This window comes from Arthrobacter sp. 05L45_2 (genome assembly GCF_056397525.1).
Genome location: NZ_JBFTNO010000080.1, coordinates 1 through 11,957, shown reverse-complemented (window position 1 = coordinate 11,957; position 11,957 = coordinate 1). Strand labels below are relative to the sequence as shown.

The 11,957-nt window shown below is 67.6% G+C and carries 9 protein-coding genes and 2 rRNA genes; 8 read left to right on the top strand and 3 right to left on the bottom strand.

Annotation, left to right across the window (positions count from 1 at the left end; translation table 11 throughout):
* From AC1DHD_RS08370 to AC1DHD_RS08360, 3 genes are all read left to right on the top strand, one after another.
* A 23S ribosomal RNA gene (locus tag AC1DHD_RS08370) occupies positions 1-131 on the top strand; the annotation flags it as partial.
* A 240-nt stretch (positions 132-371) separates the two neighbouring features.
* A 5S ribosomal RNA gene (rrf, locus tag AC1DHD_RS08365) occupies positions 372-488 on the top strand.
* 158 nt (positions 489-646) lie between these two features.
* The gene (locus AC1DHD_RS08360) at positions 647-1,132 is read left to right on the top strand and encodes an SRPBCC domain-containing protein (protein ID WP_476879261.1); all 486 of its coding nucleotides are present in this window, start codon (positions 647-649) and stop codon (positions 1,130-1,132) included.
* A gap of 38 nt (positions 1,133-1,170) precedes the next feature.
* On the opposite strand, the gene AC1DHD_RS08355 is transcribed toward AC1DHD_RS08360, so the two are convergent.
* Together AC1DHD_RS08355 and AC1DHD_RS08350 are read right to left on the bottom strand one after the other, a co-directional pair.
* Positions 1,171-2,202, bottom strand: coding sequence for a LacI family DNA-binding transcriptional regulator (locus AC1DHD_RS08355; protein ID WP_476879260.1), 1,032 nt, complete (start codon positions 2,200-2,202; stop codon positions 1,171-1,173).
* Positions 2,203-2,204: 2 nt separating this feature from the next.
* Positions 2,205-3,950 (bottom strand): glycoside hydrolase family 13 protein, encoded by a 1,746-nt coding sequence (locus AC1DHD_RS08350; RefSeq protein WP_476879259.1) that lies wholly within the window; start codon positions 3,948-3,950, stop codon positions 2,205-2,207.
* Positions 3,951-4,273: 323 nt separating this feature from the next.
* Between AC1DHD_RS08350 and AC1DHD_RS08345 the strand changes: the two genes are divergently transcribed.
* The 5 genes from AC1DHD_RS08345 to AC1DHD_RS08325 all read left to right on the top strand — a co-directional run bounded on the left by AC1DHD_RS08345 (position 4,274) and on the right by AC1DHD_RS08325 (position 11,596).
* Positions 4,274-5,578, top strand: coding sequence for a sugar ABC transporter substrate-binding protein (locus AC1DHD_RS08345; protein WP_476879258.1), 1,305 nt, complete (start codon positions 4,274-4,276; stop codon positions 5,576-5,578).
* 124 nt (positions 5,579-5,702) lie between these two features.
* Complete coding sequence (locus AC1DHD_RS08340; protein ID WP_476879257.1) at positions 5,703-7,355, top strand: ABC transporter permease subunit; 1,653 nt, start codon at positions 5,703-5,705, stop codon at positions 7,353-7,355.
* Complete coding sequence (locus tag AC1DHD_RS08335) at positions 7,352-8,311, top strand: sugar ABC transporter permease (protein ID WP_476879256.1); 960 nt, start codon at positions 7,352-7,354, stop codon at positions 8,309-8,311. Before AC1DHD_RS08340 ends, AC1DHD_RS08335 begins: the two co-directional genes overlap by 4 nt.
* Positions 8,312-8,313: 2 nt before the next feature.
* Positions 8,314-10,176, top strand: coding sequence for a glycoside hydrolase family 13 protein (locus AC1DHD_RS08330; protein ID WP_476879255.1), 1,863 nt, complete (start codon positions 8,314-8,316; stop codon positions 10,174-10,176).
* A 49-nt stretch (positions 10,177-10,225) separates the two neighbouring features.
* Positions 10,226-11,596: an FAD-binding oxidoreductase gene (locus AC1DHD_RS08325; RefSeq protein ID WP_476879254.1), complete on the top strand. Its 1,371-nt coding sequence runs from the start codon at positions 10,226-10,228 to the stop codon at positions 11,594-11,596.
* A 45-nt stretch (positions 11,597-11,641) separates the two neighbouring features.
* Here AC1DHD_RS08325 and AC1DHD_RS08320 read toward each other — a convergent pair.
* A partial coding sequence (locus AC1DHD_RS08320; protein WP_476879253.1) for a DUF4032 domain-containing protein occupies positions 11,642-11,957 on the bottom strand: 316 nt, incomplete at its 5' end.

The following is an 11,957-nucleotide window of genomic DNA, read 5'->3' as shown; positions in this document are numbered from 1 at the left end:
GATGAGATTTCCATACACCTTGTGTGTGAGAGGCCCCCAGCCAGACCACTGGGTTGATAGGCCGGATGTGGAAGCGAGGACTAACGACTCGTGAAGCTGACCGGTACTAATAGGCCGATAACTTACACCACACACCCACCCCGCAAACGYGCCTTCAAAAGCGTTTGCACCAAGAGGGTTGGGTAAAAAGAAACAAGACTGCTTGCGTCCACTATGTGGTTCCCAAACAACAAACCCTGTTGAATGGCGAACCAAAACAAAACAGAATAACAACACCACACTGCCCCAACCAGGGCAGAGTTGTAACCCAAAAACTTCCCACCCGGCGAAAACCCCCCAAAAAAGGGGCCAGCAGGGTGCGGACACAAGGTTACGGCGGTCATAGCGTGGGGGAAACGCCCGGTCCCATTCCGAACCCGGAAGCTAAGACCCGCAGCGCCGATGGTACTGCACCCGGGAGGGTGTGGGAGAGTAGGTCACCGCCGGAACACTATTACAGGTCGAGAGCCTCCAACCACCAGGTTGGAGGCTCTCCCACTTTAACCACACAACCAACCACACCACCCTGGGCCAGATCACGCTCAGCTCGGGGAGCCACCCAGGAGCCGGCACTCAGGCGCCGGCACCCCTTGTAGAGTTGATGCCCATGGATAACCTCTTCAGCCACGCAACGTCGGCCCCGGAYCCCCAAGCCGAGGGCCTGGAACCTCTGGTGTTCACCGTCGTCGTCCCCGGCGCCGTTGCCCGGGCATTTGTTGGCTTCACCGAACACACCCATCTGTGGTGGCCGCTCGAGGACCACAGCGTCTACGGGGCTGCGTCCTACGTCGAGTTCGAAGAGAACCTCATTCTTGAAACCGCTGACGACGGCAGGACCGCCGTCTGGGGCTCCATCGACGACTGGCAGCCGCCGTTGTCCTTCCACGCGAGCTGGCATCCCGGAACCCAGGCCATGTGGTCCACCGAGCTGCGTGTGGCCTTCCGGGCCGTGGAGGGCGGCACAGAGCTGCGGCTCGTCCACAACGGCTGGGAAGGCGCACAGGACCCTGCGGCCACGCGCGCGGACTATGAGGGCGGCTGGCCGGAGGTCCTGCAGCGCTTCGTTCGGTTTATGGGCGGTGCAACGGGCTGAGTGTCCCCCGGTATGCAAGGGGGACCACTATCTGCGCCCTACCGCAGCGGCGGCGTATCGACCGGCGGCACGGCTGTGCTGGAGCGGATCACAAACTGGGTCGGATACTCCGTGTCTGCAGCCGCCGTGTCTCCGTCGCCRTCGAGCCCGGCCAGYAGGCGCCGGACGGCCATGGCCCCCTGGCCCCGCGGGTCCTGGTCGATGGTGGTCAGGCCGAAAACTTCGCCGAGCTCGTGGCCGTCGATGCCGATGACCGAGAGATCGTAGGGCACCCGGAGCCCGAAGTCGCGGGCGGCGAGGATGGTGCCGATCGCCATCTCGTCCGAGGCCGCGAAGACCGCCGTGGGACGTTCCGGGGAGCCGCCCAGCAGACGCCGCGCGCTGGCGTACGCCCCCTGGATGGTGAAGTCCGCGGAGACCAGCCACTCGGGGCGGATCGGGAGGCCGGCGTCGCGCATGGCTTTGGTAAAGCCGCCCTGACGGGTGCCCGGCAATCGGAAGTCCTTTTCGTACGCGGCGTCGCCGGTCATGTGCGCGATCCGGCTGTGGCCCAGCTGGATCAGGTGCCGCGCCGCCGCCTCGGCCAGGCCGGAATCGTTGATGCGGATGGTGGAGGCGCCCGGCAGCGGCCCGCCGATGCCGACGATGGGCCGGTGGATGGCCAGCAACTGCTGGATCTCGGCCTCGCTGAGTTCCAGGGACACGGCAATGACCGCGTCCACCCGCTTGCGCAGCAGAAAGTCGTTCAGGACGCTGTGCCGGCGCTCCTCGCCCTCGCTGACGTTGTACAGCGTGAGATCGTAGCCGGCGTCGAGCAGGGTCGCGGAGACGCCTTCCACCACGGAGGAGAAGAACCAGCGGTGCACGGAGGGAACTACGACGCCGACGTTGTGGTTCCGTCCGGACGCCAGGCTGGAGGCGTGGTAAGACAGCACGAAGCCGAGCTCGGCTGCTGCGGCCTGGGCCCGCTCGCGGCTTTGGGCCGAGACGTTGCCCTTGCCGCTCAAGGCGCGCGAAACGGTGGCGATGGAGAGGCCGGCCCGTTCCGCGACGTCCTTGATGCCGGGCATTTTCAGCTCTCCGTGTCCTCGATGTAAATGTTCAGCCAAACAGTTTCACCTGAGCTTAACTGATGCGCGCCGTTGTCCGGCTCCGCCGGCGCCGAGCTTCGCAACAGCACCTGTCCGGCGGGCAGCTCGAGCGGCTCCGGCCCGACGTTCAGCAGGACCGCGGTGGTGCCGTTGAGGTAGGCGAGGGAGGTGTCGGTGCACCAGTCCTCGAGCCAGGCGAGCGAGCCCTGGCCGAGGCTGAGCTCACGCCGCAGCGCCAGCATCCGCCGGTAGAGGCTCAGGTGCGACGACGGCGACGCTGACTGCACGTCACGGGCCAGGCGCGCGAAACTTTCAGGCTGCGGCAGCCAGGGAGCCGCCCCGGCGCCGAAGCCGGCGTTGGGTTCAGCGGCCCGCCACGGCAGGGGTACCCGGCAGCCGTCGCGGCCCAGCCGTTCGCCGCCCGTGCGCCCGAACGTGGGGTCTTGGCGCTGGTGGTCGGGAATATCGATCCCGTCGGGGAGGCCAAGTTCCTCACCCTGGTACAGGTAGGCGCCGCCGGGCAGGCCCAGCATGAACATCGACGCCGCGGCCGCACGGGAGCGGCCGAGCTCCTCGTCAGGCTGGACATCTGCCGGGCCGATGCCGTCGCCGTCGCGGGGCGCCGGTCCGTGGTAGCCGAAGCGCGTGGCATGCCGCACGACGTCGTGGTTGGACAGCACCCACGTGCTGGGTGCGCCGACGGCGTCCAGGGCCGTCAGGGAGTCGGTGATGACGCCGCGCATGCGGTGCGGGTTCAGCCCGGTGTGCAGGTAGGGGAAGTTGAAGGCCTGGTGCATCTCGTCCGGACGGACCCAGTCGGCCAGCCGGGGGAGCGGGTCCACGTTGGCTTCGGCGCAGAGGATGCGGTCCGGGCCGTATTCGGCAAGGATCCGGCGCCAGGCCCGGTAAATCTCGTGCAGGGCGGGCTGGCCGAACATCGGGGCCTCGTGGCCAGGGAACCCCTCCGAGCTGTTGCCGTCGGCCCGGCCGCCCCATTCGGGCAGCCCGGCGGCCTTGACGAGGGCGTGGGCCACGTCGACGCGGAACCCGGAGACGCCGCGGTCCAGCCAAAAGCGGAGGACGCGCTCAAATTCTGCGTGGACGGCGTCGTGGTCCCAGTTGAAGTCGGGCTGGGAGGTGTCGAACAGGTGCAGGTACCACTGGCCGGGGGCGCCGTCGGGTTCGGCGATCCGGGTCCACGCGGGACCGCCGAAGTGCGACTGCCAGTTGTTTGGCGGGAGTTCGCCGAATTCGCCGCGGCCGTCGCGGAAGATGAACATGTCCCGCTCGGGGCTTCCGGCAGGCGCGGCCAGCGCGGCCTGGAACGCGGTGTGTTGGTCCGAGCAGTGGTTCGGCACCAGGTCCACGATCAGGCGGAGGCCGAGCCGGTTGGCCTCGGCCATCATCACGTCAAAGTCTGCCAGCGTGCCGAAGAGCGGATCCACGTCGCAGTAGTCACTGACGTCATATCCGGCGTCGCGCTGCGGGGAACGGTAGAACGGCGAGAGCCAAACGGCGTCGATCTCCAGCTCGGCGAGCTTGGGGAGCTCGGCCGTGATACCGGCAAGGTCTCCTACGCCGTCGCCGTTCAGGTCCCGGAACGAGCGCGGGTACACCTGGTAGATGACAGCTGAGCGCCACCAGCCGGGGGTGGTATCGGCGGAGTGCACCAGGGTCAGCGGGCCGGCCAGCGCGGCGGGGGCTGTGAGGACTGAATCAACGGACATGCCGGTAATCGTAAGTCCACTCGGTGAAAAATGAAAACGCTTCCAGCAAGAGTCGTGTAAAGATCCCGCGGCACCCCAAGGTAATGCGAGCAGCGCCCACGTCCGACAGCCCCCAGCCGGCTGCGGGCCGAGCCAAGGTGCCTCGTGGCGGGCTCGAAGGGATAGTGGCGACACGCCGGGCGGCCCCAATTTTCCAAACGGTCGATCGCCATGTAACTTGGAAGCGCTTGCAGCTGTGAGCCACATCACCGACGATGCCACCGGGCCCGGACTTCTTCCGGCGAGCCCACACGTGGATGCAGGATTTTATGAAAGGGACACCAATGAAGGTGCAGAACACCCTCACAACCGGGACCAGCCGCCGGGTATTCACGGCCGGTGCTATCTCCGTCGTTGCGGCACTGGCGCTGAGCGCGTGTGGCGGCGCGGCCGCATCCGGCCCGGCCACCGCCACCGCCACCGCGAAAGCGGACCTCAAGTCCGGCGGCGCCGGCACGATCACCATGTGGGTCGACGCCGAACGCTCGCCTGCGCTGAAGGACATCACCGCGAAGTTCAAGGCGGACACCGGCATTGAGGTCAAGCTCGTGGTCAAGGACTTCGCGGCTGTCCGTGACGACTTCATCACCCAGGTCCCCACGGGCAAGGGCCCGGACCTCATCGTCGGCCCGCACGACTGGGTAGGCAAGTTCGTCCAGAACGGTGTGATCGCCCCCGTCGAGCTGGGCGACAAGAAGGGGTCCTTCCAGGATTCCGCGATCAAGGCCATGTCCTACAACGGCTCGGTCTACGGTGTCCCGTACGCCATCGAAAACATCGCACTGCTGCGCAACACGGCGATCGTCCCGGACGCGGCCAAGACCATGGACGAGGTCATTGCCAAGGGCAAGAAGGCCGTCGCCGACGGCAAGGCCAAGTTCCCGTTCCTGGTCGGTATGGACCCCAAGCAGGGCGACCCCTACCACCTGTACCCGCTGCAGGCCTCGATGGGATCGCAGGTCTTCGGCAAGGCTGCCGACGGCGGCTACGATCCGAAGCAGCTGCTGATCGGTGACGCCGCCGGCGTCGAATTCGCCAAGAAGCTGACCGCCTGGGGCGACAAGGGCGAGAAGATCATCAACTCGAACATCACCGGTGACATCGCCAAGGAGAAGTTCCTCGCCGGCGAGTCCCCGTACTACCTGACCGGCCCGTGGAACGTTCCGGACGTGCAGAAGAAGGGCATCAAGTTCGCTGTTGACGAGCTGCCGACCGCCGGCGACCAGCCGGCCCAGCCGTTCATCGGCGTCAACGGCTTCTTCATCAGCTCCAAGAGCGCCAACGCCCTCGCCACGAACGAGTTCGTCACCAACTACCTCACCTCCGAGGCAGCCCAGGACTCCATGTACAAGGCCGGCGGCCGCCCGCCGGCACTGAAGGCCTCCTTCGACAAGGCCGCCAGCGATCCGGTTGTCGCCGCCTTCGGCAAGATCGGCGCCACCGGCGTCCCGATGCCGGCCATCCCGGAAATGAGCGCGGTCTGGGCTGACTGGGGAGCCACCGAACTCGCCCTGATCAAGGGCCAGGGCGACCCGGCCGCTGACTGGGCCAAGATGGCCGCCAGCATCAAGGGCAAAATCAAGGGTTAGTCCCCGCCCCGGCTCCTGACGCTTTCCCTAGCGGGCAGGAGCCGGCTGCACCGGGCCGGGCGGCCGCCACGCCGCCCGGCCCGTTCCTGCATCACCCCAGCACTCCCAAGGACTGTAGACAGCCATGTCAGAAACCGAACTCCGCGAGGACACAGACCCCGCAGTAGCGTCCGTCCCGCACACCGCTTCCGCGCCCACCGGCCGGCAGGCCCGCAGGAACCGCCGGTTGCGGACCGGCCCGGAGGGGCTCAAGGGCACCATCGCGAAGATCGTGCTCCTGGGCCTCGTGGATGCCCTTGCCGTCTACATCCTCATCACACTGTTCCTCAGCCAGTCCTGGCTGGCGCTGGCTGTCTCCGCCGCCGTCGTGCTGGCGATCAACTGGATCTACCTGCGCAAGGGCGGCCTGCCCGCCAAGTACCTGGCCCCGGGCGTGCTGTTCCTGCTGATCTTCCAGGTTTTCGTCGTTATGTTCAGCGGCTACATCGCCTTCACCAACTACGGCGACGGGCACAACAGCACCAAGGATRACGCGATCGCCGCCATCCAGCTCACCGCCCAGAAGCGCGTCCCGGATTCTCCGGCGTACAAGACGTCCGTGCTGGCCAAGGACAACTCCTACTTCCTGCTGTTCACGGACCCGCAGGGCAAGGTCTCGCTGGGCAGCACCGACAAACCGCTGGAGGAAGTCGCCGGCGCGGGCAAGGACTCCACCGGCAAGGCCAAGACGCTGGACGGCTACCAGACCCTGAATTTCCAGGAGATCGTGGCCAACCAGAAAAGCATCCTCGACATCGCCGTGCCGGTTTCCGCCAACCCGGCCGACGGCACCCTTCGCACCGCCGACGGCAGCAACGCCTACCAGTTCAAACCGGCCCTGAAATACGACGCCGGCGCGGACACCTTCACGGACACCACCACAGGCGCCGTCTACCGCGACAACGGCAAGGGCGCCTTCGCAGCCGCCAACGGCGAGACGCTCTCCACCGGCTGGAAGATCGACGTCGGCATGGAGAACTTCGCCCGCGCCTTCACAGACCCCAGCCTGCGCGGACCCCTCCTGGGCGTCATCCTCTGGACTTTCACCTTCGCGATCGCCTCCGTGGCGCTGACGTTCGCGCTGGGGCTGTTCCTGGCGATCACCTTCAACCGGGAAGACCTCAAGGGCAAGAAGGTGTACCGGATCCTGATGATCCTGCCGTACGCCTTCCCCGCGTTCCTCACCGGCCTGGTCTGGTCCGGCATCCTCAACCCGGAGTTCGGCTGGCTGAACCAGACCTTGCTCGGCGGGGCCTCGATTGGCTGGCTGACGGATCCGGTCCTGGCCAAGATCAGCGTCCTGGTGGTCAACCTCTGGCTGGGCTTCCCGTACATGTTCCTGGTCTGCACCGGGGCCCTGCAGTCGCTTCCCTCCGAACTCGACGAGGCCGCCCGGATGGACGGCGCCGGGCCCTGGCGGGTTTTCCGGTCCATCAAGCTGCCGCTGCTGCTGGTCTCGATCGCCCCGCTCCTGATCTCCTCCTTCGCGTTCAACTTCAATAACTTCAACGTGATCTTTATGCTCACCGGGGGCGGCCCGCGCTTCGCGGACACCGACCGGGACATCGGGGCTACCGACATCCTCATCACCCTCGTGTACAAGGTGGCCTTCGGGCAGGGGACCGGCCGCGACTACGGCCTTGCCAGCGCCCTGGCCATCATTATCTTCATCATCGTGGCCACCGTATCGGCCATCAGTTTCAAGCAGACCAAGGCACTCGAGGACGTGAACTCATGAACGGGCCAGCACCACGCACCGCCGCCACGGCGGGTCCCGCCGACCACGGCGGCACCGGCCACACCGACGTCGACTACCTCAAGTCGCTGCAGCGCCGCCGTCCCTTCGGCGTCTGGCTCAAGGACAAGGGCTGGCGGCACCTGGTCGGGATCATCGTCACCATCTTCGCGGTCTTCCCGCTGCTGTACGTGCTCTCCGCTGCGCTGAACTCCACCGGCACCCTGGTGGGCTCCAACGCACTGTTCAGCAGGATCGATTTCGGCAACTTCACGGCCCTGTTCGACATGCCTTCCCGGCCTTTCGCCCGCTGGTTCCTGAACACCATGGTGGTGGGCGGCGTGACCTCCGCGGCCACGGTGTTCCTCGGGGCGATGGCGGCGTACGCCTTCTCGCGGATGCGGTTCACGGGACGCCGGTTCGGCCTGCTCAGCCTGCTCCTGCTGCAGATGTTCCCGCAGCTGCTGGCCGTCGTCGCCATCTTCCTGCTGCTCAGCGGCATCTCCGAGGTCATCCCGGCCCTGGGCCTGGGCAGCCAGCTTGGCCTGATCATGGTCTACCTCGGGGGCGCCCTGGGCGTGAACACCTACCTGATGTACGGCTTCTTCAACACCGTGCCGCAGTCCCTGGATGAAGCAGCCAAGATCGACGGCGCCAGCCACAGCCAGATCTTCTTCGGCATCATCATGCGGCTGGTGACGCCGATCCTGGCCGTTGTGGGCCTGCTGTCCTTCATCGGCATCTCCGGTGAGTTCGTGATCGCGTCCGTGGTGCTCACCGATCCGGACAGCCAGACCCTCGCCGTCGGGCTGTACTCCTTCGTGGCGCAGCAGCGCTCCGAGAACTGGGGCGTGTTCGCCGCCGGCGCCGTCATCAGCGCCATCCCGGTGATGGCCCTGTTCCTGTTCCTGCAGCGCTACATCGTCAGCGGGCTCACGGCGGGCTCGGTGAAGGGCTAGGCATGTCAGGCGCTGCTCCGGCCGGCCTGCTGCCTCACCACGACGGGTCCGGCCTGCACGCCCCGCAGCGACCGGCCCTGGGGGACCAGGTCCGGCTCCGGATCCGCGTCCCGGCGGGGTGGGGGCGGCCGAGCCGGGTCTGGCTCCGCTCTCTGCACGACGGCGAACCCCGGTACACGTCCTGCGCGGACATCGGCGAGGCTGACGGCTGGGTGTGGTGGGAAGCGGAGATGCCCGTCACCAACCCCGTGGCGCGTTACCGGTTCCTGATCGAGGATGGAACCGGCTACTGGACGCTCAACTCGCAGGGCCTCTTCGCCCGCGACGTCTCCGACTACGCGGACTTCCGGCTCACGACGTACCCCGCCGGCCCGTCGTGGCTCCGCGAAGGCACCATGTACCAGGTGTTCCCGGACCGGTTCGCCCGGTCCGCCGGAGCCTCGGCCCGGCCGGTCCCGGATTGGGCCGTGCCCGCCGACTGGGACGCTACCGGTGTCGAGGGCGCTTCGGCGCAGACGCCGCTCCAGTTCTACGGCGGCGACCTGGCCGGCATCACCGAACACCTGGACCACATCCAGGCCCTGGGCGCGGACATCATTTACCTCACACCGTTCTTCCCCGCACGCTCCAACCACCGCTACGACGCCTCAACGTTCTCCACGGTGGACCCGGTGCTGGGCGGCGACGCGGCGCTCATCGAGCTCGTGGAGGCTGCCCACGCGCGCGGCCTGAAGGTGCTGGGTGACCTCACGGCCAACCACTCCGGCGCCGCCCATGAATGGTTCCGCCGGGCCCTGGCCGAACCCGCCTCCGAGGAGGCCGGCTACTACTACTTCAGCAGGGACCACAGCAGTTACGAGGCCTGGTACGGGGTGCCCTCGCTGCCCAAGTTCAACTGGGCCTCGGCCGGCCTGCGGGAGAAATTCGTCCTGGCGGACGACTCCGCGGTGGCCCGGTGGCTGCGGCCGCCCTTCAGCCTGGACGGCTGGCGGATCGACGTCGGCAACATGACCGGCCGGCTTGGAGAGACGGACGCGAACCAGGACGTGGCCCGGCTGATCGCGAACCGCGTCCGCTCGATCAACCCGGACGCCGCCCTGCTCGCGGAAGCAACCAACGACGCCGCCCCCGACTTCAGCGGCGAGCACTGGCACGGGGCCATGACCTATTCCAACTTCACCCGTCCGCTGTGGGCCTGGCTGGCCGGCGACGCCGGGCACGTGAACTTCTTCGGCACGCCGCTGCCGGGCCCGCCCCGGATCGCCGCAGAGGATTTCCTCGCCACCCACCTGGACCTGGCGGCGGCCTTCAGCTGGGATGTCCGGCTGCAGAATATGAACGCCCTGAACAGCCACGACACCGCCCGGGCGGCCACGGCAATGTTCGACGGCGGCCAGCAACTGGGGGCGGTCCTGATGTTCACCCTGCCGGGCGTGCCCGTGGTGTTCGCGGGCGACGAGTTCGGGCTTAAGGGAGACAACGGGGAGTTCTCCCGGACGCCCATGCCCTGGACCGATCCCGGCCGCATCCCCGCCGACCTGACCGGCCTGTATGCCGCCCTCACCGCGTTGCGGCGGGAGCAGCCGGCGCTCACTGCCGGCGGCATCCGCTGGCTGAGCGCCCGCGGGGACGCAATGGCCTTTATCCGGGAAACAGGGGAGAGCGCCGTGCTGGTGGTGGTTGCCCGCGATGCCGCGGAAGTGGACCTCGCCGCCGGGTTGCTCTCCGACGGCCAACTGGCCGCCCTTGCGGAACCGCCGGTCTTCGCCATCGGATCCATCACACCGGCGGGTGCGCACCTCCGGGCCTGCGGCCCCGCGGCSGCCSTCTGGGTGCTGCCGGGAGTTGCGCTGCCTGCACCCTAGACTGAAGGCCAGGACCGATGGCCCGATTCGACGGAGAACTGGAGAACCCATGCGCAGCATTGCCGAGGAGCTGACGTCCGCCCTGGGCGCCGCGAAGGTCATTGTGGATGAGGGGTCCCTGGCGGCCTACGCCGTGGACCAGGCTCCCGTCCTGGACTACCAGCTTCCCCAGGCCGTGGTGCTGGCCGAATCCGTGGCCGATGTCCAGGCGGTGGTCCGGGCGTGCGCCGCCCACCGGATCCCGCTCGTGGCCCGGGGTGCCGGTACCGGGGTGTCCGGCGGCGCCCACGCAAGCGAGGGCTGCGTGGTGCTGGGCCTCGAGCGCATGAACCGGATCCTGGCCCTGAACCCGGACGACGAGACCGCCGTCGTCGARCCCGGSGTCATCAACGCSGTACTGAACGCCGCCGCGGCGGACCACGGCCTGATGTACGCGCCGGATCCCGCCAGCTACCGGCTCTCGACAATCGGCGGGAACGTTGCGACGAACGCCGGCGGGCTGCGCTGCGCGAAGTACGGCGTAACCCGGGACTCCGTCCTGGCCCTCGACGTCGTCCTGGCAGACGGCACGCTCATCCACACTGGACACCAGACCTTCAAGGGCGTGGCCGGCTATGACCTCACCGGGTTGTTCGTCGGCTCCGAGGGGACGCTGGGAATTGTGGTCGGAGTTACCGTGCGCCTGAAGTATTTGCCGCGCGAGGTCCACACCATCGCCGCGTTCTACCCGGATTTCCGCAGTGCAGCGGCCGGCGTCCTGGCGGTCGGCAAAGCCCGGGTACAGCCGGCCATCATGGAACTGCTCGACGGCGGTTCGCTCGCCCAGCTCGACGACGCCCACGGGTCCGATCTCGCCTCCMGCGGCGCCTCGCTCCTGCTGATCCAGACCGACGGATTCGGAGCAGCCGCCGAGGCCGCCGCGATCCGGCCGGTGCTGGCGGCTGGCGGCGCCGTGGTCACCATGGAGGCGAACGCCGAGGCCGAACAGCTGGTGGAGCTGCGCCGCAACAGCCGCGGCGTCGAGGTCGACGACGAATACCGGGTGGGGGAGGACGTCGCCGTGCCGCGTTCGCGCCTCGTGGACTACGTCGAAGAGCTGGAGGCCATGGCCAGGCGGCATGAGGTCAAGCTCAAGGTGGTGGCGCACGCCGGCGACGGCAACCTCCACCCCACGTTCTGGGTGGACCGGGCTGGCGACGCCGTGGATGCTGCGGCCATGGCCCGGCTCGGGGCAGCCCTCGATGAATCGGTCACSGTGGCSCTCGCSATGGGCGGMACCATCACSGGRGARCACGGCGTSGGCCAGTACAAGCTGCGCTGGCTGGGACTGGAGCAGAAGGAACCGGTGCGGGAGCTGCAGCGCCGGATCAAGGAGCTCTTCGACCCCGCAGGGATCCTGAACCCGGGCAAGGCTATTTAGCCCGGTTGTGCCGGAAGCCGGTGCTCCCGGCCCGTCCGCCCGGGCCTAGTCGTCGGCGTCGGGGTATTCGTCGCCGTCCTCATCCCCGCCGTACCGCGACTCCTCGGTCTCGACCTCGAGGATCTTCAGCAGCTCGGTGTCCGGGTTGAGCATGATCGCGGCCTCGTCCCTGCGGTGCCGGAGCTCGGAGTCGATGTAGGACTGCACGGCCTCGGCCAGCGGGATGTGCCGGTTTTCCTTCTCGGACATGTACCAGCGGTGCYCCAGGATCTCATGCACCGCCTCCGCCGGTTCGAGTTTCCCGGAGAGGTCGCGGGGAATTGAACGGACAATCGGTTCGAAGATCTGGCTGACCCACAGG